A 23,502-nucleotide genomic window follows, 5' to 3' on the forward strand; every position below is an offset into this window, starting at 1 on the left:
CCTTTTAGGTTGTGATCTTTAATAATGATTGCTATTCAACGTCAACCGGCAGCACAGTGCCTTCCGGATCAGGACGCAAGTACAAACTGAAGGCCTGAAGCCGCTCAATTACTTCATCAGAAGACTTCTTGCCGAAGTTTTTGATATTTAGCAGATCACTTTCAGACTTGGTTAATAACTCGGCGATACTGTTGATATTGGCACGTTTCAAGCAGTTGAACGCACGAACGGAGAGTTCTAGATCCTCTATGGTGATATTGGGGGCCTGAACCTCTTCCTTGCTTTCGCTCTCCGGCTGGGCCTGTGTTACCAGCGTCGGAATTCCGCTCAAAGAAGCAATGGGGACCAGGTGTTCGATCAGCAAATTGGCAGACTGGCTGAGCGCTGAGCTAACATCAATGCTGCCATTCGACCAGATTTCCAGAATCAGTTTGTCGTAATCGGTACGCTGACCAACCCGGGTATCTTCGACGGTGTAAGCCACACGACGGATGGGCATGTACACAGCATCCAGCGTCAGGGTGTCAACAGCCTTGTTCGCCGTGTTGGTGTCTGCCGGAACATAGCCTTTACCCACTTCGGCGGTCATCACAGCGTGAACGCTGGCACCTTCGCTCAGTGTGCAGATGTGCCAGTCGGGATTAACGATTTTTACATCCGCAGGGACTTCCAGATCACCGGCTACCACAGGACCCGTCTTGTCGGCATCCAGGCGAATGTAAAGCGGCTCATCGCTGTTGCTCTTGAGAACAACACCCTTGAGGTTCAACATAACATCCAAGACATCCTCAACCACACCGGGGATGGTTGTAAATTCGTGGGTTACACCTTCGATACGCACAGAAGTGATAGCGCAACCTTTTAAGCTGGACAGCAGTACACGTCTCAGGGAATTCCCCAAAGTCGTACCGTATCCTCTCTCCAGAGGCTCAATCACAAACTTACCATAAATGGAACCATCCGAATCAGTAGTAGTGTTTACACACTTGATATTCAGTTGCTGATCCATGTGATTTGTTGCTCCAAAATTAATACTTTACGAAGTAGATCAATGCGACTGTGATTAACGAGAGTAGTATTCGATGATGAGTGCTTCGTTAATGGTTTGATCCAAATCTTCGCGCTCAGGAGTACTCTTGAATTTAACCACCATGTTGGTTTCATCTACTTCTAACCAGTGTGGAACCATGGGAGAGTGGTGCGGGTTGGCTGCTTGCAGGTTTTTAGCCAATGCCTTACTTTTTTCACGGATGGCCAACAAGTCACCGGGCTTCATTTTGTAAGAAGCGATGTCTACTTTATGACCGTTGATTTCGATGTGGCCGTGGCTAATCAACTGACGCGCTTGAGGGCGGGTGGTGGCCAAGCCGGAACGATACAGAATATTGTCGACGCGACTCTCTAAGAACTGGAGCAGAATGGTACCGGTTACACCTTGACGGCGTACAGCCTTTTCATAAGTGCGACGGAACTGCTTTTCAACCAAGCCATAAATACGACGAACTTTTTGTTTTTCAGCAAGCTGCAAAGCATATTCGGACAGCTTTTTGCGCGCTGCGCCGTGCTGACCTGGCGGGTTGCTGTTTTTCATTTTGGCTGCTTTGGGGCTTATGTCCAAAATGGTGCCGGCTCTGCGGCTTTGTTTGAAAATTGAATCGCGATAACGTGCCAAGGCAAAAACTCCTATTAGGCTTTAGTAATTAAACTCTACGACGCTTGGGTGGACGGCAACCGTTGTGAGGAATGGGCGTCACATCCTTGATCAAGCTGATTTCCAAGCCAGCCACTTGCAGCGCACGAATGGCCGTTTCCCGACCGGCGCCAGGGCCACTGACATAAACCTCTGCGGAACGCATGCCGTTATCCATCGCTTTTTTAGCCACGGATTCAGCAGCGGATTGAGCAGCAAACGGGGTCCCTTTGCGAGCACCCTTGAAGCCTTCAGAACCTGAACTACCCCAGGCAATTACATTACCTTGAGGGTCGGTTGCCGAAACAATTGTATTGTTAAAAGTGGACTGAATATGAACAACGCCTTGAAGAATATTCTTCTTCTCTTTGCGTTTTGGTTTTGCAGACTTGTCAGCCATATCGACTTTATATCTCCATAATAAAGATTGTTAAAGTGAAGTTTACCTTCAGTTGAAGACCGGTTGAGATTGCTGAGCCAAAAGCAGAAGTCCTGATGGCTCATTGCTTAATCTGTGAAGGTTAAGCTTTCTTCTTCATCGGGGCAGAGCGTTTACCGCGACGAGTCCGTGCATTTGTTTTGGTACGCTGACCGCGAGTTGGCAAGCCACGTTTGTGACGTTGACCACGGTAGCAATTGATTTCAATCAAACGCTTGATATTCAAGGACTCGGAGCGACGCAAATCACCTTCAACCTGGTAATTCTTTTCGATTTCGTCCCGGAGGGCGTTAATTTCAGACTCAGTCAGATCGTCAGTCCGCTTGTCCGGGTCAATTTTAGTAATCTGCAGAATTTTACGGGCCAAGGACAGACCAATGCCGTAAATGTAAGGCAGAGCATATAACATTTTTTTGTTTCTAGGGAGATCGACTCCAACGATTCTTGCCATTAGGACTCCTGTTTAACTGGTCTTCAGAACTGATGAATAGAAAGAGGGAGGTAGCACAAGGTGTTGTGCAATTGCACACTCAAGACAAACAAAGTTAGTTTAAAAACAACGCATAATCAAGAGGGTGACTTTTATCAGGTGCAGTTTATAAACTTATGTAAAACCCTGACTGCCAGATCTTCAACAGCAAAGAGACTCTTTTGCCAGAGTCCCACAGCGTTTTACAAAGCCTTTTACCCTTGACGTTGCTTGTGCTTGGGGTTCAGGCAGATGATAGCAACCCGTTTCTTGCGACGGATTACCTTGCAATGCTCACACATTTTTTTTACAGATGTACGGACTTTCATGGTCTAACCTTCGATTTTATGGGGGATGGACTTTACTTGAGACGATAGGTGATTCTGCCACGGGTGAGGTCGTAAGGCGACAATTCAATCTTGACTTTATCGCCAGGCAGAATACGAATAAAATTTTTGCGAATTTTACCAGAAATATGGGCCAGGATCACCAAACCGTTTTCCAATTCTACCCGAAACATAGCGTTGGGTAGAGATTCATGGACGGTGCCTTCCATTTCAATGACATCTTTGGCCATAAGTATTTTTATAGGTTCCTAATAATGCGACTGGGTGTGCTGGAAATCACTTCAGGAGGGTGAGAATCTCAGGCTCTCCTTTGACAACAACTACTGTATGCTCAAAATGCGCTGAGGGCAAGTGATCTTTTGTTAGGACAGTCCACTCGTCTTCAGCTGTATAGACGTCATCGCCGCCCAGATTGAACATGGGTTCAATTGCCAGAACATTGCCCTCTTCTAAGGTGGGGCCTGCTTCGCCTGTCCTGAAATTGTGAATAAATGGTGCCTCGTGCGGTTTTTTGCCCACGCCGTGGCCGCCGTAGTTACGCACCAAGCCATAGCCATATTTTAGACAAACGTCTTCAATGGCCCCTGAAATCTCATCCAGCGGGTTACCGGGCAGCATTTTGCTGATGCCCGCCATCAAAGCCTCTTCGGTGGCCGCAAGTAACTTTAAAACTTCTGGTTTTACCGTGCCCACCGGCCAGGTGACTGCTGAATCAGAGTATAAACCCTTGTAAATCGTTCCACAGTCGACGCTGACCACGTCTCCTTCCTGAAGAATCTTGTCGGACTTAGGGATGCCGTGAACGACTTCCTCATTGACCGACACGCACAATGTGGCCGGAAAACCATAGAGTCCCTTGAAAGCAGGTACACCACCGGCCTTTCTGATATGAGCCTCTGCGATTTCATCCAGTTCCAGCGTTGAAATGCCTGGCTTGATGGCTGCCTGAACTGCTAGATGGGCTTCTGCGTTAATTTTGGCTGCCGAGCGGATCAGGCTGATTTCGTGTCTGGATTTGCGGTCAATACGTTCCGGCATGTTTAATTTCCTTGGGAAGCGGTGGTTAAGCCCAATAATGGGTGAATGATCTGCTCAATGGCTTGAGTAACTTTTTCGGGAGCCTGTTCTCCGTTGATTTCGGCGATGAGGTCTTTTTCTCTCAACAAGGCGATGAGTGGATTGGTTTCTTTTTCGTATTCCTGCAGGCGCTTGTCCACTGTCTGGGGCTCATCGTCAGCCCGTATGATGAGTTCAGCCTGATCGATGTCACAGAGCCAGATGGCCCGACCTTGGGCGTCGGTCACTGGTTGGCCGGACTCGCTCAACTTTTCTTGTCTGGGTGCGAGCCGGGCATCGTTGACATTGTAGACGTGCCGGGTATTTTCTGAGCAAAATCGGCGGCCGGTGGCTCTTGCCCTGACCACATCCAGACCCACGTTCAGGTATATGGTTTGGCTAAGGGTAGCGCCCCAGTGCTGGCATAATTTTAGCAATGCGTCTGCTTGTTCGTTGTTTCGGGGAAAGCCGTCCAGGATGAAGCCCTTGGCTTCAGGATGACTCTCGGCCAGCGCTTCAAAACCTTTTTGGAATACCTTTACAACCGTGTCAATGGGCACCAGTTTCCCATTGTTCATGTAAGACTCCAGCTCCGCCTTGAGTTCGGGGTCTTTTCCCTCTTTCATGATGGCCCGGAAAGTGGAGCCCATGTCAAACGTGGGTAGATGGTAACGGTCAGAGAGAATTTGGGTTTGGGTGCCCTTGCCACCATTGGGAGGAGCCACGAATGGGAATAAGAGTTTGTCCTTTAAAGCCGGGCTGTGATTACTCATAAGTCATCCTTTGCGGGGAGCGGGGTAATTACTTGAGGAAACCTTCGTATTGGCGGGCCAATAGGTGAACCCTGATTTGGTTCACGGTGTCAAGAGCCACACCAACCATGATGATCAGAGAGGTGGCCCCCAAGCCCTGCAGGGTGGTGATTCCGGTGATACTGGTGGCGGAGCTGGCGATTAAAGTGATGGCGGCCAGGGCAAACGCACCAATGAATGTCGTGCGACTCAGGATTTCACCCAGTTTCTCAGACGTGGGTCGTCCCGGTTTTACGCCGGGAATGGAGCTGCCGTATTTTTTGAGATTGTCCGCAATTTCCTTCGGCTGCATGCTGGGAATGATGGACGAGTAAAAGAACGTAAAGAAAACAATGAGCAAGAATTCCAACACGATGTAGGCGGGTTTACCTGCGGCCAGGTACATGGTGTAGAAGTCAAGCACATTCCGCATCAGGCCGGTGGGATTTTGCTGCTGCAGGAATGCAAAAATGGTGCTGGGGAAGGCAAGTACCGCAAAGGCGAAAATAATGGGCATAACGCCAGCCGGATTAATTTTGAAAGGAATGTGCGTGTTTTGCCCCCCGTAAATGCGATTGCCCACCTGACGCTTGGCGCTGACAATGAAGATTTTGCGGGTGGCTTCCTGCAACACAATGATTAAGCCAATGGTGACCAGATAAATCGCGAGCAAAATAACCAGAAAGAATGCTTTTTGGGCGTCATTGGATACCAGCTGCTCGGTTTGAGTCCAGTAAAAAGGAACGCGGGACAGGATGCCAGAGAAAATCAGCAGCGAACCGCCGTTACCAATCCCGCGCTCGGTGATGATCTCCGAAACCCACAGCGCAAAGACTGAACCAGCGGTCAGTGCCAGAATAGCCTGCACGTAGAATACCCAGGGCGTGATACCAGGATCAATGGCCCCTGCGCTGCCAATGAGACGCAAAATCAAACCTGCCTGAAACATGGCCAAAACCACGGTCAGGTAGCGGGTGTATTGAGAGATTTTTCGGCGGCCAGCCTCACCCTCTTCCTTCTGCAATTCCTCCAGGCGTGGAATGACCACTGTGAGAAGCTGCATGATGATGGAGGAGGTAATGTACGGGCCAATCCCAAGTGCCAACACCGAAACACTGGTCAGCGCCCCACCGGAAAACATATCCAGGAAGCCGAGCATTTGACTGCCCAGTGCCCCTTGGAGCCGTTCCGCGTGGACGCCCCAGACGGGTACTTGAACACCCAGTCTGAAGACGGCGAGCATGGTGATGGTGAATAGCAATTTGCTTTTGAGGCCGGACGCTTCCCAGATGGCCTGGATATCGCCGACTCCCGGGATTGCGCCTGCTTTGGGCTTAGCCACCGAAGAATCCTCTTAAAAATACACGGTATGGTGAAACGAATTACTTACTTTCGGCTTCAGCGCCCATCAAACGGATGGTGCCACCAGCCGCTTCAATTTTCTCACGCGCGGAAGGGGTCACATAGTGCGCTTCCACGGTGATCTTGCGCTTGACTTCGCCTTTACCCAGAATGCGGATGCCGTCGTGCTTGATCTTCATCAGGCCGCCGGTCAGCAGCAAATCGTAGGTCAATTCGTTTTCTTCCGGTAACAGGATTTGTTCCAGATCTTCTACGTTCAGTTCCAGCCACTGACGGGGGTTTACCAGCTGGAATCCGTTGATCTTGGGCATACGACGATAACCGGGCATCTGGCCACCTTCGAAACCACGTTTTCTGGAACGACCGGAACGCTGGCCTTCACCATTGTGTCCCCGGTTGGCGGTTTTACCAGCGCCGCTGGCGCGACCCCGACCCACCCGTAACTTGGCTTTGACAGAGCCTTTGGCTGGTTTTAGGTCACTCAATGTGAGAAAAGCGGCGCTTTCGGTAGCTGCTTCAGTTGATTTCTTTGCCATGATTATGCGGTCTCCACGGTGAGCAGGTGAGAAATTTTGGTGATCATGCCACGGATGATATCCGTGTCGTAATGCACCACGGTGTGATTGGTTTTGGTTAAACCCAAAGCTCTGGCCACGCGGCGGTGCTTCTCTGGGCGGCCCAATAAACTGCGGGTCAGGGTTACTTTCACCTGACGATCGCTTTTTTGTTGTTCGTTATTCGCAGACATTTGAAACTTTCTCCAACGTTAGTGGCAATTAAAGCAGAATTTCTTTGACGGTTTTGCCACGGCTGCGAGCGATTTGCTCGAAGGTGCGCAATTCAGCCAAACCTTTTAAAGTGGCGCGGGCCACGTTCAAAGGAGAGTTAGAGCCTAGGGACTTGGACAGGATGTTTTCAATGCCCGCCAGTTCCAGTAGCGCACGGGCAGCGCCACCAGCGATGACTCCGGTACCTTTGGAGGCGGGACGAAGGACCACTACGCTGCCGCCAGCTTTGGTCTTGACAGGGTGAGGAATGGTTGTGTTGTGCAAGGGAACCGTGATCAGACTCTTCTTGGCTGCGGCGACACCCTTCTGGATGGCCCCGATCACTTCGTTGGATTTGCCGATACCGATACCAACCTGACCCTTGCCGTTTCCTACGACCACAACGGCCCGGAAAGACATTTTTTTACCGCCTTTAACAACTTTAGTTACCCGGCGGATTTGAATGACCTTTTCTTTCCACTCGTTGCGCTCATCATCTTCAGCCTGGGAAGGACCTGCGTTGCGACGATCGCCGGGACGACCGGGGCCGCCACCGGGGCCACGCCCTTGACCGCCGCCTCTTCTGGGGCCGCGATCACCGCCACGTGGGGGCTGTGCTACGGGGGCCTGAGGTTGAGCAGATTCGGTTACAGCATCCTGAGCCACCTGGCTTTGCTCCTGTTGCAATTCGTTATCTTGAGACATTTCGTTTGTCATTACCTTTTCAATTCCTATGTAAAGGGCTATTGCTGCAATTGCTTGCAAGAAGTAAAGCGCATTTTTCTCGGGTTAGTTAGAAAACTGCGGGTTAGACAAGGCTTCCGTGGACACTGAATACGGTTAGAGGGGACTCTAAGGGCCAAGCCTACATTGAGGACTGTTACTCTAACAAAAGCATATGGTACTGACAAGATTTGTGTAAATTTGCCTTGTTTTTGCGTGGCGGCACTATTTTAGGGTAATCTATGTTCGGCACCCGTTTCAATGAGAGAGGTAACGCGTGGCATGAATCGTTCTGTTTTAATAGCGTCTCTGCTGTCCCTGTTTTTGGTGGTTTGGGGCTCTTTTGTCACCCGAAGTAACGCGGTTGCACCGTCCAGGCCTACTTTGGATGGGCTTTCGGCCTATCAGGGGGCAAAGCCTGTCGCTGGAGCCACTTATCGATTTGTGGCCATGGGCGATTGGGGTGCTGGCACCCCCTTTCAGAAAGATGTGGCCGCGCAGTTGGCCAAGCGTTACAAGGAAGCCCCTTATCAGGCGGTATTGTTGCTGGGCGACAATATATACCCGGATGGCAATGTCACGAAGCATGGAAAGGCCTACTTCACCGATACCTATGCTCCTTTGATTGAACAGTCGGTTCAGTTCATTGTGGCGCTGGGCAATCATGACGTCTTGGCTGGTCATCAGGATGACCAACTGCGTTTTTTCCACATGCCCGGTTATTATTACTCGGTTCACAAGCCGCTTGTTGATATTTTTGTGATTGATTCCAACCGCTTTGCCAAGGATGAAGTGCAGCAGCGCTGGCTCGCAAAGGCCCTCCATGCTTCCAGAACGCCATGGAAGGTGGTGATGGGACACCATCCCATCTACTCTTCCGGGGATCATGGGCTGAATTCTGGATTGCGTAAAACCCTGGAGCCCATTTTGGTGAAAGAAAAGGCGGATTTGTATCTGGCAGGACACGATCATGAGTATGAGCGCTTTCAGCCGATTCAAGGGGTGGTGCATCTGGTTTCCGGCGGAGGTGGCGCCTATTTGCGTAACTTTGAAAAGCCCCTGCCCGGTTCTCTGGTGCGCGTAAAAGCCCATCATTTTCTGGATTTTGAAGCCAGAGCCAATCAACTTACCCTGACGGTCATTTCCAAAACCGGAGAAATCATTGATCAGGCCTTGTGGCCCAAGCATGCCCCTGCCCAACTGCCCTCCGCCGCGGTGGTTACTCCGAAATCCGCCGCGCTGCGATAGCGCTGGCGCCTAGATACTCCAGAATACAAGGGACGGACTCAACAATGCCCTCTAGCATCTCCTCTTCCTCTCCAAAGTCGACCCGGACCAAGCGAATCTGGGGACTGCTCGCACTTAGCCTGGCCTTGTTGCTGGGAGTGCTTTTCTGGGCATTCTGGTTTGAGGATTTTGACTTTTACCGTCCCCAGACGCCCTTGCTCTGTTCCGAAGCCCCAGCGCAGGAGCGGCCCTTGCGCTTTATCGCCTTTGGGGACTTTGGACAGGGTACCCCCTTTCAGGCCCGACTGGCGGATGAAATGGTCCGGCTGAGCCACCGAAAGCCTTATGGGCTCACCCTGCTGTTGGGCGACAATATTTATCCCAACGGGGATATCAATAGACTGGCCAAATCGCATTTTGAAGATCCCTATTCGGGGTTGATTGCACAAAAAATGCGGTTTCTGGCGGCCATTGGGGATCATGATGACCGCAAGGGCCACAGAGAAGATGAAATGGCTTACTTCAAAATGCCCGGGGATTATTACAAGGTCTCTGAGGGGCCAGTAGACTTTTTTATCCTGAATACCACCTATTTTGTGCGCAATCCGGCGCAACGGGCCTGGATTGCCAAAGCGCTGGCTGAAAGCAAAGCGCCCTGGAAAGTGGTGGTGGGCCATCACCCGCTGTATTCATCCGGTCGGAATGGTAATACGGAAGGAACACGGGCCATTCTGGAACCTTTATTGGTGAAATACAATGTGGACTTGTATCTGGCAGGCCACGATCACGACTATGAACGCTTTGCGCCCATACAGGGCGTGCGTTACATTGTTTCTGGCGGCGGTGGAAGCTATTTGTACAACTTCAAGCAGATCCAGCCGTATTCCGAAGTGCGCCTGAAAACGCATCACTTCCTGTTTCTTGAAGTGACGCCCAAGCACATCTGGGTCAAGGCCATCAATCGGCACGGCGATGTGATTGATTGTCTTGACTGGGAGAAGCAACGCGCGGGTACCGATGCCAAGCCGCCCACGGAGAGTGTCTTGTAGCGGAGCCGTTTCCCTTTCGCTGATTGGGGGGGCGTGATTGGCCTTGCTTAGGGACGCCGGCGTGAACGTTGAGCATTCTTTTTCATCGTTCCATTACTACTCAACAGATTCTTGTGTATAATTTTGTTAAGTAATCGGATTGTTGGCTAAAGTTTTCCGTATCAGGTGTCGAACTTTAGGCAACACGTTACTTTCCTTTTATTTTGAACTGCCTGCCACGATGGAAGAGCGTTTCTGGCGATGAAAGTAAAAATCAAGGAACTGGCCAAAGAAAAAAAAGACTGGAGCCTGTACCGACTGGCCAAGGAGTTGGGCTTGCCGCAGCAGACCGTTTATTCCTGGGCCAGCGGGCGAACGCAGCCCAGCTATGACAACATGGATCGGCTGTGCGATATTTTGGATTGCCCGGTGGGCGACCTGTTTGAGGCGGAGCCGGTTCAGAAAAAACTGTTTTAAAAAGACTCTGCCCGTATTGAGATTAAGGACAGGCGTTGTAAGGACAGGCGTTGTAAGGACAGGCGTTGAATGTCCTGGGGCATGGCCTAATGCTGTCTGGACTTCGAGTGGGGCCGAGCCCTTTGAAGTTGACTTTACACCTGTACGCTGGGCTTTTGCCAAACGTCGCCCACCAGCACTTCTTCAATCAACGGTGGAAGGGTGACGGGTTGGGGGGAGAAGTGGAAGGCTTTTTTCAGTACTTCAAGGGCCTCCCAATGATCTTTATCCCCGGCGTGCAGCTCCACCAGTGTTTCACCTTCCTTCACGGCATCGCCCACCTTTTTACGCAACACCACGCCGACCCCCAGGTTGATGGGGCAATCCTTGGTCAGGCGACCGGCGCCCACCAGCTTGGCGGATTTGGCCACTTCCAGGGCATCAATCTCGGCAATGTATCCCGATTGTGGCGAAGGTACCATGAGTACCCGATCTGGCTGCGGTAACAGGCTGAAGTCATCCAGAATGCCTACATCCCCCCGCTGAGCCTGAATGAGGGCCTTGAATTTGGCCAAGGCGGTTCCATCGTGCAGTTCAGCCCGCAGGGTGCTTTCGGCTTCTTCCAGACTGTCAAATCGCCCGGCGCCAATCAGGGCCACCCCGCCCAGCCGCACGCACAGATCCTCTAAATCCTGCGGGCCTTGCCCTTTCAGCAGGTTGACGATCTCGATGACTTCCAGACTATGCCCGATGGCATAGCCCAAAGGCTGGTTCATGGCGGAAATGACCGTGGAAATACTTTTACCCAGTCGCTTGCCCACTTCCCGGCAGGTGAAGGCCAGGTCCTTGGCATCTTCCAGGGTGCCCATAAAGGCCCCGGAGCCATATTTAATGTCCAGCACAATCACGTCAGCCCCGGCGGCAATTTTTTTGGAGATGACCGAGGCCGCAATCAGGGGAATACTGGCCACTGTGGCGGTCACATCCCGCAAGGCGTACATTTTGCCATCGGCAGGGGCCAAATCGGCGGTTTGGGAGGAAATGGCCATGCCCAGTTTCTGGATTTGCTCCACGAATTCAATGCCGCTGAGGGAGGTTTTAAATCCCGGAATGGCCTCCAGCTTGTCGATAGTGCCGCCGGTAAAACCCAGCCCCCGCCCGGAGAGCTTGGCCACCTTGACACCGGCGCTGGCCAGCATGGGGATCAGCGCCAGGGTAGTTTTATCGCCCACCCCGCCGGTGCTGTGTTTATCGACCACCACACCGCCAGCCTCGGACAGGTCGATTTTCTTCCCGGAGTCCACAAAGGCCTGGGTCAGCCAAGTGGTCTCGTCCATATTGAGGCCCTGAATGCACACGGCCATCAACCAGGCCGAAATCTGGTAGTCGTGGGCTTTTCCCGACTCCATCATGCCTACCAAAGTGGCAATCTCTTCGTGGGAATGGGTTAACCCCCGGCGTTTTTTATCTATAATCTCAATAATGTTCATGGACAGTGCCTGCCTAGATTGACTGAATATGGTCGACTGAATGTAAATGGCTGGATATGGACAACAAAACTTTGAAAGCACAGATTTAAGGGAAGGCGGCGTTTACAAGCGCCTTTCCCCAAATTATAGCCCAAAAGCCAAACAGGATTTTTTACCATGTCTTTTCAGGAACAATTGGCCGAAGCCGTCGCCTATATCCAGAATCACCTGTCCGGTCAGTCTCTAAAGGGGCTGGTCATCTTGGGATCTGGGCTGGGGGCCTTTGCGGATACCTTGCAATATTCGGTTGCCATCGATTACAAAAATATTCCCCATTTCCAAAAGTCCTGGGTGCAGGGACACGCGGGCCGTCTGGTGATTGGGGATGTGGCGCCCGGCTTTACCATCGCCTGCATGCAGGGGCGTTTTCACTACTATGAAGGGCACTCCATGGAGACGGTGGTTTTTCCAGTGCGAGTTTTGAAGCAACTGGGCATTGAGTTTTTGATTGTGACCAACGCCGCGGGCGGCATTAATCCCGCATTCCAGCCGGGGACGCTGATGCTGATTGAGGATCATTTGAACTTGATGGGCGATAATCCGCTGCGGGGAGAGAACCATGACAGTCTGGGGCCTCGTTTCCCGGATATGAGTGAAGCCTACAGCAAGCCACTCCGCGTCCTGGCCCAGCAAGTGGCTCAGGATAACAGTGTTGAGCTGGCGTCCGGGGTTTACGCCGGACTCAGTGGACCCACCTACGAAACACCCGCCGAGGTGCGCATGCTACGTGCGTTGGGTGCGGATGCCGTGGGTATGTCCACCGTGCCAGAGGTGATTGCGGCCAATCACATGGGGCTTTCCGTGCTGGGGATTTCCTGTATTACCAACGCCGCTTGTGGCCTGTCGGATCAGAAATTGAGCCATCAGGAAGTGATGGAAACAGCCGAGCAAGCCCGTCAGCGCTTTACCACCTTGCTCAGTGGGGTCTTGATCCAGTTGGCCAGTCAGGCTGCGGGCGCTTTGTCGCAGGTGGGCCGGTGATGAGCGGATTTCAACTGGAAGATTTTCAGGCCCAGCTCGATTTTCCGCTGGATGATTTCCAGCAGGAGGCCATTCGCAATATTTCCGAGGGGCACAGTGTGGTGGTGTGCGCCCCCACCGGTAGCGGGAAAACCATCATCGCTGAATACGCCGCCATGCGGGCCCTGGCCGAAGGGAAAAAAATCTTTTACACCACGCCGCTCAAGGCTTTGAGCAACCAGAAGTATTTTGATTTGAAAAAGCAGTACGGCGAGGCCAACGTGGGCTTGCTGACCGGGGATTCCTCCTTTAACCGGGATGCCCGTATTATTGTGATGACCACTGAAATCTTCCGCAACATGTTGTACGGCATTGAGGGCGATAGCAGTGTCCTCAGCTATCTGGGCTATGTGGTGCTGGATGAGTGCCACTACATGAACGACTCCGAGCGGGGCACGGTGTGGGAAGAGTGCATTATTTACTGTCCGGACAACATTCAGCTCATCGCCTTGTCTGCCACGGTGGCCAATGCCGCGGAGCTGACCGACTGGATCAATGAGGTACACCACGATACCCGGCTGATCTGGAGCGATTTTCGTCCGGTGCCGCTGCGCTTTTCCTTCTACGATCGGGATCGCCTGCTGCCCCTGTTTGAACCCATTGGCGCTGACGGGCAGAAAAAGCTCAATCGCAAGCTGAAACTGGACCTGAAGGGCCAGCGCTTCGCCAAGGGCAGTCGCTTTTTCCGGCCCAACGAGCTGATTTCGGCCATGGCGGAGAAGGACATGCTGCCCGCCATCTTCTTTACCTTCAGCCGCAAGGATTGCGATAAGCATTTGGAGTACACCTTCCCCCTCAAGCTGTTGTCTCCCGCCGAGCGCAAACAGTTAGAGCGTAAGGTGGATGAGTTCGTGGCCCAGAATCCCTTTCTGGAGAGCAGCCCCCAGATCAAGTTCATTCGTAATGGCTTTGCTAGTCACCATGCCGGGTTACTGCCGGCCATGAAGCATCTGGTGGAGACTTTGTTTCAGCAGGGCCTGATTAAAGTGGTCTTTGCCACGGAGACCTTGGCCGCGGGCATCAACATGCCGGCCCGCTCTACGGTCATTACCAAGATTTCCAAGCGCACCAACGACGGGCACCGTATCCTGACGGCCAGCGAGTTCCTGCAAATGTCCGGACGGGCCGGGCGGCGGGGCATGGATGACGTGGGCTACGTGATCATCGTCAGTTCCCAGTACGAAGGGGCCCAAGAGGCGGCCACTCTGGCCAGCAGCCCGCCGGAGCCCCTGAACAGCCAGTTCACGCCCACCTATGGCATGGTTTTGAACCTGTTGCAGAAGCACAGTTTGGAGCAAGCGGAATTCCTGATTCGGCAGAGTTTCGGCCAATTTACCGCCGCTCGGCGCTTGCGCCCCCTGGAGGAGTCTAAAGCCCATCACGAGGCCGAATTACAGCAGTTGTTAGGCTTCAAATGCCCGGTAGGGGTCACGGACAAGGATTTTCACGGCTACTTGCGGGCCAAGGAACTGGTGCATGAAACCGCCCGCTTTGTGCGCATTTTGCAGAAGCAGCTCAAACAGCATGGCAATTCCCCGGAAGTGCATAAGCAGCTGAATCACGAGCAGGGCAAGCTGAATAACCTTCGGGCCACCATAAACAGCAGTCCTTGTAACCGCTGCGATGTGCTACGCAAGCACGAGCGGGTGGAGGAGCGCATTCAGCGGGAGCAGCGCAAGCTGAAGACGGTGAATCGCTTGCTGGAGGAAGAGAATAATACCCATTGGCGGCGCTTTATGAACATTTACGCCTTGCTGCGAGAGACCGAATACCTGAACGAGCAGGACAAACCCACTCGTCGTGGGGAGCTGACCGCCCAGATTCGCTCGGAGAACGAGTATGCCATGGCTGAAATTCTGCTGGCCGTTGGGGTGATTGATGATCTGACGGCCCCGCAGTTGGCCGCTTTGGTATCCGCCTTGCTGAACGACAGCAACCGGGAGAATTTATACGTCAAATTCCACTTGTCCAATGCGGTGGGAGAGGCCTTAAACAAGGTGGATCTGCTCTTGCAGCGGGTGGATCGTCTGCAACGCAAGCACAAGGTGGCCGTGGGCCTGATTCTGAACCCGGTGGCCAGCGGGCTGGTGGAAGCCTGGGCCATGGGCTGGGCCTGGGAACGCCTGACGGGTATTACCAATATCGGGGAAGGCGATATTGTGCGCTTACTGCGGCGTACCGCCGATATCCTGCGGCAAATCAGCCGCATTGATACCTTGCCCCTGAACATTCGCCTGACCGCCAAAGAGGCCCTGAAGCTGATTGATCGGGAACCCATCAAGGAAATCGAGCTGATTGAAGAGCCGGTGAGCGTGGCGGTGGCAGCCACATCGCCGGTGGAGCCTGCCACCGAGGCGGGGCAATTATTGCCGTTTCCCAGTGTTGATTCACTTAATGGCGCCTCTGAAAACCTGGCCGTAAATGCTGATGCCGCTGAGGAATCAGAATCGGAACCAGAAGCCACGCTTGGCGTCGACAGTTTCCAAGAGGCTTTGCCCCAGACCCCGGAGTTACCCCAGTCATGAATGATCCCAAAAACTTGGAGCCCAAAGCCAATGAGACTTCGGCGAGCGCGGAAGGGACGGAGTCCGATGGGGTTGTTCGGTCCAAATTGCCGGATTTTCGTCCGTTGGGAACCGTGCGAGATTATTTTACAGAACTGATGCGGCAGGATAGTATTCGTTAAGGACTTCCCCCTGCTCAATCCAAACCAACAGGTGTACAATTAACTTTATGACTCAATTTCAAACCCTCCCCCTTGATGCTGCTGTTTTAAAATCCCTGGATCAGATGGGTTATCAGGAGATGACCCCCATTCAGGAAATGGCTATTCCCAAACTATTGACCGGACAGGATTTTTTAGGCCAGGCGCCTACCGGAACCGGTAAAACCGCCGCTTTCGGCATTCCGCTGATTAGCCGCTTGCAAGCGGGCAGTGGCAACATTGATGCCCTGATTCTGGGGCCCACCCGTGAATTGGTGCAGCAAATCGCCGAAGAGCTGAACCGCATTGGCGCTGAAAAGGGCATTCAGGCCCTGCCCATTTTTGGCGGGGAAAACGTATTTGTGCAAAAAGAAGCCCTGCGGGAGCGCAAGGCCCAGATTATCGTGGGAACGCCCGGCCGGGTGCTGGATCACATCGGGCAGGTCACCATGGATTTGTCTCAAACCCGCATGGTCATTCTGGATGAAGCTGATGAGATGCTGGATATGGGGTTCCGACCCGATATCGAATCCATCTTCAAGCATTTGCCCGGCGGTCGGGAAACCTGGCTGTTTTCGGCCACCGTGTCTCCAGAGATTCGCAAAATCGCCGATCAGTACATGTACCACCCGGAAGAAGTGCGGATTCAGCCGCAAACCAAAACGGCGGAAAATATCCAGCAGCTTTACTACATCGTGAAAGACGAGGAAAAGCATCGCCTGCTGCGCCGGATTGTGAAAGATCACCCGGATATGTACGGCATTGTGTTCTGCCAGACCAAGCGGGATGTGGTGCTGTTGACCCGTAAAATGCGGGATTACTACCCCATCGATTGCTTGCACGGGGCCATGGCTCAGGGCGATCGGGATCAGGTGATGGATGCTTTCCGTTCTGGCAAGCTCAAGTTGCTGGTTTCTACCGATATTATGGCCCGGGGCATTGATGTGGATAATCTGACCCATGTCATTAACTTCTCCCCCCCGCATGACCCGGAATCCTATATCCACCGCATCGGACGGACGGCCCGTAAAGGCGAGACCGGTGTGGCCATGACCTTTTTTAATCCCTTTGAAAAACGGGCTCTGGAGCAATTGGAACGTCGGGTGAAGATGGGCTTGCAAAAGCACCCCAGTTGCGAACTGGAGTTTGAGGACGCCCCTCCCAAAGGGTATGGACGTTATCAAGGGGCGGGAAATGCCGGTTATTCTCACGGTCGTGGCGGACAAAAGCCCAACGGGCAGCATCCCAATGGACAAAAACGCCGTCCCCGTCGATCCGGTTCCGGTAAGCCGAACCCGGTTGCGGGCCCAGCCGGGGCTGCTGCCGCACCCACCACGGCGGAAAGTTAAACTCCCCGAGCCTGCCCCCCCGGACCCGATCTATCGGTTCAAAGCCATCGCCAGAAACACGGGCGTTGGGAACAGACTCGTGCCGGATATCGTCTTTAGGGTTTGTGGCGTGGCGCAAGGATAACGGAATGCTGATGGACGGTGCGAAAAAAGGGGTCCTGCTGATTCATGGGTTGACCGGTTCTCCGCTAGAGATGCAGCCGATTGAGTCCTGTCTTCGGCAGGGAGGCTATTACACCCGGCTGATTACCTTGCCCGGACACGGGGAGCGGCCTGAGAAGCGCTTTTTTGAAACCTCCGCCCTGGAGATTCTGGATCACTGCGCCGCCGAGTATGAGCGCTTTGCCAGTCTGGTGGATGAGGTTTACATTGTGGGGCACTCGCTGGGCGGCATTTGCACCCTGTTGACGGCGGCAGTGCGCCCCCCGAAGTTGGGCGGCATTGTGGTTTTTTCCGCCCCGTACGAGCATGCCTACTTTTATAATCACCTGCGGGGACTGACTCAAATGTCTTTCCCGCAGCTGGTGCGCAGTATTTATTTGGCTCCGCGAGACAGGATTGTCTTCAACCGACCGGATGTGACACTGTGGAATGTGCCCAAGCTGCTGCAACAAACCCAGATTATGTTTTCGCTGATGAAGGAGCAGGTGGGGCATATTCAGGTGCCGGTCAGTCTGGCCCATTCCATTTATGATCTCACCATCCCCTACCGGGAAATGGAAAAACTGGCCGAGGTCATCGGACGCTCGGCCCCGGTCAAGACCACGGTGCTGGAACGTTCCGGGCACCGTATTTTTCCGGTCAGTCAGGATATGGACACCGCAATACAGGTTATTCACGATTTTCTGGAAGCGGATTGTCAAGCCATGCGGGACTGCTGGCCCATTCGATATTCCGGTTAGCCCCGGCCGGTTAGCCCGGGGCGATTACGGGGGAATGGCTGGGGGTTACTGGAAGTTGTTCAGGATTTTTTGATCCGCTTCCAGCCCGCAGGGGGTGGCCCGGTAAACAATGACCGGCTGTAAGGGGTTTTCCCGATACTGGCGCACCACGATTTCATAGACGCCATCCTTGTCCAGATCTTCCACAACCCGGTTGGGAATGGTGTTGGCCCGGAAGTTGGCCAAAGGCTGGCCAGTGTTGCTGGTGACCCGAACGTGATACTGCTTTTCCACCGAGGTTGGGAAAAACTGGATCAGCGCCGGATTCCCATTCAGGTTGGCCGCTTGCTGGGCGACCATGGCCCCAGCCTCTCCCGCGGCGTTCAAGTCAAGCGGACCGGGCTCCGGGCTGCACACGCTGCCAAATGAGGCGCTGGTCAGTGCCCCTTCTGGGTTATTGGTGGTCAGGGCCTGACTGCTGGACTGAATGCCGGGCAAGGGCACCACGGCATTGCCATAAGGAACGTAAACCAGACTGAAGTCCCGACTGCTGAAACTTTTGTAGGCGGGCATCTCTTTCATTTTTTCGATGACCTGAATGTAACTGGGCCAAAAGCCGGGCTGATGATTCTTGGCATCTCGCTGAACGGCGTCGGCCAGCTTGAACATGGCATCCAGCTTGCGGGTGGTGGTGACTTCCGGGGTGGACTCCTCCAGATTCAGATCCGCCTCCACTTCGGCCATGCCATAGGCCAAAGCCGAGAACTGATCCTGAAAATAGTCGTTGGCCTTGCGCAAAAAGAACAATCCGGTTTTGTTTTGCCTGAAAACCAATTGGGCATAGCCATGATCAAAGCCCAGCATCAAATCTTTTTCGTTGGTCATGCGGCGTTTGTGGATGGCTTCCAGCAACTTCTCATGGCTGCCAATGTCCAAATCGTGATAGGCCCGACGAAGGGCTTCCATATGCACCAGCAGCACCGGCGTGCTGTTCAGGGCCTGAATCACTTGATCGGGGGTGGTGAATTTTTCCGGGAAGGTTTTGGCTGAGGCGTACCCTGTCACATTCAGGGGAATGGTTCTCAGAAAATCCACGGTCTCAGCCTGAGCGGGGATGCTACAACTCCACAAAAGACCCAGGCAACTGACCCACAGCCCGATTATTTTGAGGCTGGCTTTTGGGGGAAATCCGTTAATCACGCTCAGGTTCATGCCTTACTCTCCCGGTTTTCTATCTGGTACGGACGCTTGAAATAAATGGGTGCGGCCACCCGGTTGGGGTCAAATTAAAGACAACCGTTCACCCGCTAGAAAGGAAGCGGCTGGGGCTGGCTCTGTAATAACGTCTAACGCTCTCTAACGCCAGATTGCCTGACCTGATGAATCCGGCAATCGAATACACTGATTTTAGCACGCCGGTGGGCTGAGCCCAAAAAATATATTGATGGCGCTTTTTTACTTGATTCTACCGGGTTCAACCGGCACAATGAGACACAGGCGGAAGCTGCGTTTTTCTGGCTGGTTTTCTCGGCTGCCAGCCCACCCTGGCAGTCCTGCCCTCCCCCTTCTTAAAGGACACGTTTTGAGCCAAGTCAGTTTTTTCAGGCGTTTTGAACAGTACCCGTTTCAAGTATGGGTGCTGGTGATGGCCTTGGCTTTGGGGCTGACGGCGGTATTTTATAACATCCCCTTCCTGTCGGGGCCGCGCTGGGCCCGGGAGGTCTTTGTCTGGCCCCTGACTGCAGTACTGGTTTTTACCTATTGGCAAGGCTTTCTGGCCCTGCAACGGCAGTCGGTTTCCCTTAAAACCCTGTGGATGACAGGGTTGCTGCTGGCGCTGCTGGCCTGGGCCATTCCCCCGTTTCATTCCACCGATCTCTTCGGCTACATCAACCGGGGATGGCAACAATGGCACTATAGCCTTAACCCCTACGTTTATACCGTGGATCACATTCCCCATTGGGAGCAGGACCCCATGATCACCGATCATTGGGTGAATAATCCCAGTCCGTACGGCTTTTTATACCTGTTGTTGGCCAAGGCCCTGTGCGCGCTGGGAGCGGGCCATAAAGCGCTGACCGTGTTTGTGTTCAAAGCCTTCAATGTCCTGATTGTCGGGCTGACCGGCCTGCTGATCGTGGCCGGGGTCAACGCGCTGAATCGCACCCGTGAGGCTTCCGCTCAGCCGACGGCGCTGAGGGCCCCACAGGCGTTATACCTCTATTTGTGGAATCCGCTGGTTCTCATCCATGCTATCAGCAACGGGCACAACGATAGTGTCATGGGCTTTTTCGTGACGCTGGCCGCCCTCCTGGCCATTGCCGGGCAGTGGCTGTGGATTCTCCCCGCCTTGATGGCCGCCACCCTGATTAAGTATGGTGCCGTCGTGATTCTGCCACTGGCGGTGCTGTTTTTGCTGAAAAATCGGGCCTGGTGGGCTTTGGGCGGGGGCTTGCTGTTGGCGGCCCTGTTGTTTGGGCTTACTGGTCTGCCCTATTTGCCGGATTGGCAGCAGTTTCATCTCACGGAAATCAACCGGAACGCCTTTGTCAGTCATGGGTCGCTGCACTCTTTTGTGTATGCCCTTTTTAAAAATCTGGACAAAACCCTCTTGCCCGGTCTACATGCTCATCGGGAAACCATTCGGGCCATCCTGAAGAATGCCTTGCTGGGGGCGTATGCCCTGTTTGTGGCCGGTTTGTTTTGGCGTCGTGTTCGGCAAGCGGATTACCCGCCCCGGGTGTGGATTCGGGATGCCTTGCTGGCCATGGCGGTGCTGATTGGTTTGGTGAGTTTGAAGTTTTACCCCTGGTATTTGGGCATGTTTTTCCCGCTGGTGCTGTACCTGTCCCCGGCGGATGGCCTGCAACGCCTGTTAATTTGGGTGTCCTGCACCCAGATGCTCTCCATCACCTTTATTGGACAGGCCCATTTGCTCAATTTTGTGCTGATGACCGGCTTGCCCATTTTTTACTGGTGGCGTCCACAGAAGAAAGCGACTATTTCTGAGCAGGAGCCTTCCGCAATGGATACCGAGGGGCCCGTAGCAGAATGAAGCGGATGAAACCCTGGGCCTGGATGCTATTGGCCGTCATTTTAGTGATTGCGGCCATGGCCCGTTTTTACCGGCTTGAGGAAAAAAGCCTGTGGAGTGATGAAATCGCCACCATTGCCACCAGCATGGGCAATTCTATTGATCCGGAAGCCTTTGCCCTGCGGGGAGAGCGCTTTGATCCGCCCGCTCCTGTGGCGGCTTCGGTTTACCGGGCCAAGGCTACCCAGTCACACGGGGCTGGCAACTGGGGACAAACCGCTGAGGTACTGAAAGCCAACGTGCATCCGCCTTTGTTTTTTATGCTGATGAACCGCTGGATTCATCAGGTTGGGTTGGCGCCGGGAACGCTGCGAATCCCGGCTGCGCTGTTTGGGCTGCTGTCGGTCGGGTTGATGTTTGGCCTGGCCTTTAAGTTGGCGGATTGGGATTCGAAGAACTTTCTTGGTCACCAGCGGGAAGGGTTTGCCCTGCTGGCCGCCGCTTTTATGGCCTTTTCCGCCTATCAGGTGGATCATGCCCAGGATGCCCGGCAGTACACCCTGCTGATTGCTTTGGCCTTGACTGCCTGCTGGCTGGCGGTGTCTTTAATACAACGTCAAGGGAAAAGTGTGTGGCGCTGGGGGGTGCTGGCCCTCTTGCTGGCCGCTGGGCTCTACACCCAGTACTTTTTTGGCCTGTTTGGCGGGTTGATGGTTGTTCTCTTGCTGGCGTTCGGCGGGCGGCACAAACGGATTCGGGTGGGTTCGCTGGCTTGTGGTTTGCTGGTTCTTCTGTTGCTGTTGCCCTGGCTACCCGTGTTTCGGGAGCAGCTGGTGTTTTTGAAGCTGGCCGGACACTATACGGCCGGGCTGTGGAATCCGCTTCAATTACCAGAAAAGCTGTGGCGCATTTTTTGTGAGTTTTTCCTGCCAGAGAACAAGGCCGGTAAAGTGGTGCCGCTGTTGGTATTGTTGATAGGCATCGGGGGGGGGCTCTGGCATCGGGGGCAGGGGCAGCAGACCGAAGCAGAGATTGGCCAGCCGAAGGTCCTGGGGCTTTCCCCCGTGCTGGCTTTGATTTTACTGTGGTTGCTGGTGCTGGTGGGCGGACAAATCGGCCTGGATTTGCTGAAGGATTCGCACACGGCCACCATTCGGCGCTATTTGTTGCTGGCCAGCCCGGCGGTGTATTTGCTGATGGCTTATGTCCTGTGTGTGGGGTACAGGGCTTTTTCCAGGGGGCGTTCCCGCTGGATTCCCCGGGTGTTGACCGGGGCTTTGTTGGCCTTGATGCTGGGGGACACCTGGCACTATTTGTGCCGGGATCACACCGCTTCCGATGAGTTTAAACAGGCGGTCCGCCACATTCACCAGCAGGGGCAGCCCCAGGATTTGGTGTTGATGAGTAAAACCGGGGCCATGGCCGTGGGGCTGGCATTTTACCTGAATCCTGAAACCCGTCTGTGGGGGATTGATGTGCCCACTGCCAGCACCCTAAGTCCCGGTTCGGAGACGGTGAAGCGCCTGAGCGCAGTGCTGGGTCAGCTTCCGAAGTCCGCCGGGGTGTGGCTGGTTTTTTCTCATACCGCGCCCAGTACCCGCAGCCGGTTGTCCGGGTTGTTGACGGACTTGGGGTATCAGGCTGGTTCCGAGCTGAAAGTCCCCGGGGTACGACTGACCCGCTGGCAAAAGGTCTCCGACTGACATCCCATTCAAAAACATGATTCAAAAACCGAAACCTGTAGCAAAAAAATCCTCAAATTTGTTTTCATGCTTGTACAGGGGATTAGGCAGTTTTTTTAGAACGTTTAATCACACGATAGAACAGGCAATAGGGGACAATGATTATGGCATATCCTTTCGCCGGTTATGGCGGCGGTTATGGTTATGGGTTTGCGCCTTCTTATGTTCCGACTCCCGGTGGCTTGACACCCGGTAGGGTCGGAGCGGTGGAAAGCACGCCCACAACTCCTTTCGAAAAAACCAGCGGAAAACTACACACTCATGAAGAGGGTGTCAAAGGTTCCTGGATTGGCGCTGGCGCCGGTGCCGGTGCGGGTGGCCTTGTAGGCGCTGGCATTGGCTATAAGTTATTTGGAAAAAGCGGTACAGGCGCCCTTTTTGGGGGGCTTTTAGGTGCTATCGGCGGCGCATTGGGTGGTATTTTTGCCGGTAAAAACATTGGTCAGGCCAAAGCGGCTGAATCCGACGCGCGGGATGATGGCAAATTCAATGGATCGGGTAGAGGCGATTTCCAGTGGGATCGTACCTACAACGGGGTCTTCTAACCCCCTCCACTATACCCTCCTCCGCAACCGTCAAAGTCGTCTGACTTTGGCGGTTTGCTTTATGACTTGTTTTATTCAAGGTGTGGCTGCGCTCACAACCCGTTTGTAACTGTTTGAGTACAGCGAGTTCAAAAAGAGTGCTGGGTCTACTTGCCATAAGCGCTCTCTCTTTGTTTGAGCTGCACGCAGTTTTACAGACGGGTTGTGAGCGCAGCCACACCTTGTGTAACGAAAGATCAAATAAAGCGACGGCGAGACAGCGGTCGTAACAAAAGCATCGCAACGTCTTTTCAAAACCCGTATTTGAGAGAAAATGGAGTTGTATCCTTTAATACTGATTCGG

At 53.5% G+C, this 23,502-nt stretch carries 25 protein-coding genes; 11 read left to right on the forward strand and 14 right to left on the reverse strand.

The features are described 5' to 3' along the window. Positions 1-31: 31 nt before the first annotated feature. The 12 genes from DF283_RS11060 to rpsE form a co-directional block, all read right to left on the reverse strand. The gene (locus DF283_RS11060; RefSeq protein ID WP_303674934.1) at positions 32-1,009 is read right to left on the reverse strand and encodes a DNA-directed RNA polymerase subunit alpha; all 978 of its coding nucleotides are present in this window, start codon (positions 1,007-1,009) and stop codon (positions 32-34) included. Positions 1,010-1,063: 54 nt separating this feature from the next. Further along, on the reverse strand, positions 1,064-1,672 hold the full coding sequence (gene rpsD / locus DF283_RS11065; RefSeq protein ID WP_303674935.1) for a 30S ribosomal protein S4: 609 nt from the start codon (positions 1,670-1,672) through the stop codon (positions 1,064-1,066). A 28-nt stretch (positions 1,673-1,700) separates the two neighbouring features. Beyond that, entirely contained in the window at positions 1,701-2,090 is a 390-nt protein-coding gene (gene rpsK / locus DF283_RS11070) for a 30S ribosomal protein S11 (RefSeq protein ID WP_303674936.1), read from the reverse strand. A gap of 121 nt (positions 2,091-2,211) precedes the next feature. Beyond that, entirely contained in the window at positions 2,212-2,580 is a 369-nt protein-coding gene (gene rpsM, locus DF283_RS11075) for a 30S ribosomal protein S13 (protein ID WP_303674937.1), read from the reverse strand. 233 nt (positions 2,581-2,813) lie between these two features. Then, complete coding sequence (gene rpmJ / locus DF283_RS11080) at positions 2,814-2,927, reverse strand: 50S ribosomal protein L36 (RefSeq protein ID WP_181385504.1); 114 nt, start codon at positions 2,925-2,927, stop codon at positions 2,814-2,816. Positions 2,928-2,959: 32 nt separating this feature from the next. Further along, complete coding sequence (gene infA / locus DF283_RS11085) at positions 2,960-3,175, reverse strand: translation initiation factor IF-1 (RefSeq protein ID WP_144102307.1); 216 nt, start codon at positions 3,173-3,175, stop codon at positions 2,960-2,962. 46 nt (positions 3,176-3,221) lie between these two features. Beyond that, positions 3,222-3,983: a type I methionyl aminopeptidase gene (gene map / locus DF283_RS11090; RefSeq protein WP_303674938.1), complete on the reverse strand. Its 762-nt coding sequence runs from the start codon at positions 3,981-3,983 to the stop codon at positions 3,222-3,224. Between the two features lie 2 nt (positions 3,984-3,985). Continuing rightward, positions 3,986-4,774: an adenylate kinase family protein gene (locus DF283_RS11095; protein ID WP_303674939.1), complete on the reverse strand. Its 789-nt coding sequence runs from the start codon at positions 4,772-4,774 to the stop codon at positions 3,986-3,988. A gap of 28 nt (positions 4,775-4,802) precedes the next feature. Next, positions 4,803-6,134, reverse strand: a complete 1,332-nt coding sequence (gene secY / locus DF283_RS11100) for a preprotein translocase subunit SecY (protein WP_303674940.1) — start codon at positions 6,132-6,134, stop codon at positions 4,803-4,805. Between the two features lie 40 nt (positions 6,135-6,174). Beyond that, positions 6,175-6,690: a 50S ribosomal protein L15 gene (rplO, locus tag DF283_RS11105; protein ID WP_303674941.1), complete on the reverse strand. Its 516-nt coding sequence runs from the start codon at positions 6,688-6,690 to the stop codon at positions 6,175-6,177. A gap of 2 nt (positions 6,691-6,692) precedes the next feature. After that, positions 6,693-6,902: a 50S ribosomal protein L30 gene (gene rpmD / locus DF283_RS11110; protein WP_303674942.1), complete on the reverse strand. Its 210-nt coding sequence runs from the start codon at positions 6,900-6,902 to the stop codon at positions 6,693-6,695. 28 nt (positions 6,903-6,930) lie between these two features. Further along, complete coding sequence (rpsE, locus tag DF283_RS11115) at positions 6,931-7,626, reverse strand: 30S ribosomal protein S5 (RefSeq protein ID WP_443083016.1); 696 nt, start codon at positions 7,624-7,626, stop codon at positions 6,931-6,933. Between the two features lie 300 nt (positions 7,627-7,926). Here rpsE and DF283_RS11120 point away from each other — a divergent pair, with 300 nt between their 5' ends. From DF283_RS11120 to DF283_RS11130, 3 genes are all read left to right on the forward strand, one after another. Then, complete coding sequence (locus DF283_RS11120; protein ID WP_303674943.1) at positions 7,927-8,892, forward strand: metallophosphoesterase; 966 nt, start codon at positions 7,927-7,929, stop codon at positions 8,890-8,892. 44 nt (positions 8,893-8,936) lie between these two features. Further along, on the forward strand, positions 8,937-9,920 hold the full coding sequence (locus tag DF283_RS11125) for a metallophosphoesterase (protein ID WP_303674944.1): 984 nt from the start codon (positions 8,937-8,939) through the stop codon (positions 9,918-9,920). A 240-nt stretch (positions 9,921-10,160) separates the two neighbouring features. Further along, positions 10,161-10,376 carry a helix-turn-helix transcriptional regulator gene (locus DF283_RS11130; protein ID WP_303674945.1) on the forward strand — a complete coding sequence of 72 codons (216 nt, stop codon included), beginning with the start codon at positions 10,161-10,163 and terminating at the stop codon, positions 10,374-10,376. A gap of 134 nt (positions 10,377-10,510) precedes the next feature. Here the strand turns inward: DF283_RS11130 and DF283_RS11135 are convergent, their stop codons facing one another. Then, positions 10,511-11,845 carry a thymidine phosphorylase gene (locus DF283_RS11135; protein ID WP_303674946.1) on the reverse strand — a complete coding sequence of 445 codons (1,335 nt, stop codon included), beginning with the start codon at positions 11,843-11,845 and terminating at the stop codon, positions 10,511-10,513. 156 nt (positions 11,846-12,001) lie between these two features. Here DF283_RS11135 and DF283_RS11140 point away from each other — a divergent pair, with 156 nt between their 5' ends. The 5 genes from DF283_RS11140 (at position 12,002) to DF283_RS11160 (ending at position 17,859) form a co-directional block, all read left to right on the forward strand. Further along, on the forward strand, positions 12,002-12,865 hold the full coding sequence (locus DF283_RS11140) for a purine-nucleoside phosphorylase (protein WP_303674947.1): 864 nt from the start codon (positions 12,002-12,004) through the stop codon (positions 12,863-12,865). Beyond that, positions 12,865-15,429, forward strand: a complete 2,565-nt coding sequence (locus DF283_RS11145) for a DEAD/DEAH box helicase (protein ID WP_303674948.1) — start codon at positions 12,865-12,867, stop codon at positions 15,427-15,429. Before DF283_RS11140 ends, DF283_RS11145 begins: the two co-directional genes overlap by 1 nt. Continuing rightward, on the forward strand, positions 15,426-15,590 hold the full coding sequence (locus tag DF283_RS11150) for a hypothetical protein (RefSeq protein WP_303674949.1): 165 nt from the start codon (positions 15,426-15,428) through the stop codon (positions 15,588-15,590). The genes DF283_RS11145 and DF283_RS11150 overlap by 4 nt, the downstream gene beginning before the upstream one ends. Before the next feature lie 47 nt (positions 15,591-15,637). Then, positions 15,638-16,957 carry a DEAD/DEAH box helicase gene (locus DF283_RS11155; protein WP_303674950.1) on the forward strand — a complete coding sequence of 440 codons (1,320 nt, stop codon included), beginning with the start codon at positions 15,638-15,640 and terminating at the stop codon, positions 16,955-16,957. A 134-nt stretch (positions 16,958-17,091) separates the two neighbouring features. Next, a complete protein-coding gene (locus DF283_RS11160; RefSeq protein ID WP_303674951.1) occupies positions 17,092-17,859 on the forward strand; it encodes an alpha/beta hydrolase in 768 nt (255 codons plus the stop codon). Between the two features lie 45 nt (positions 17,860-17,904). On the opposite strand, the gene DF283_RS11165 is transcribed toward DF283_RS11160, so the two are convergent. Further along, positions 17,905-19,050, reverse strand: coding sequence for a hypothetical protein (locus DF283_RS11165; protein WP_303674952.1), 1,146 nt, complete (start codon positions 19,048-19,050; stop codon positions 17,905-17,907). 370 nt (positions 19,051-19,420) lie between these two features. Between DF283_RS11165 and DF283_RS11170 the strand changes: the two genes are divergently transcribed. From DF283_RS11170 to DF283_RS11180, 3 genes are all read left to right on the forward strand, one after another. Next, positions 19,421-20,893 (forward strand): MptA/MptB family glycosyltransferase, encoded by a 1,473-nt coding sequence (locus DF283_RS11170; RefSeq protein ID WP_303674953.1) that lies wholly within the window; start codon positions 19,421-19,423, stop codon positions 20,891-20,893. Next, positions 20,890-22,575, forward strand: coding sequence for a glycosyltransferase family 39 protein (locus tag DF283_RS11175; RefSeq protein ID WP_303674954.1), 1,686 nt, complete (start codon positions 20,890-20,892; stop codon positions 22,573-22,575). The genes DF283_RS11170 and DF283_RS11175 overlap by 4 nt, the downstream gene beginning before the upstream one ends. Before the next feature lie 143 nt (positions 22,576-22,718). Further along, on the forward strand, positions 22,719-23,159 hold the full coding sequence (locus DF283_RS11180) for a hypothetical protein (RefSeq protein ID WP_303674955.1): 441 nt from the start codon (positions 22,719-22,721) through the stop codon (positions 23,157-23,159). Positions 23,160-23,502: the final 343 nt, after the last annotated feature.

Source organism: Vampirovibrio chlorellavorus (genome assembly GCF_003149375.1).
Lineage (GTDB): Bacteria > Cyanobacteriota > Vampirovibrionia > Vampirovibrionales > Vampirovibrionaceae > Vampirovibrio > Vampirovibrio chlorellavorus_B.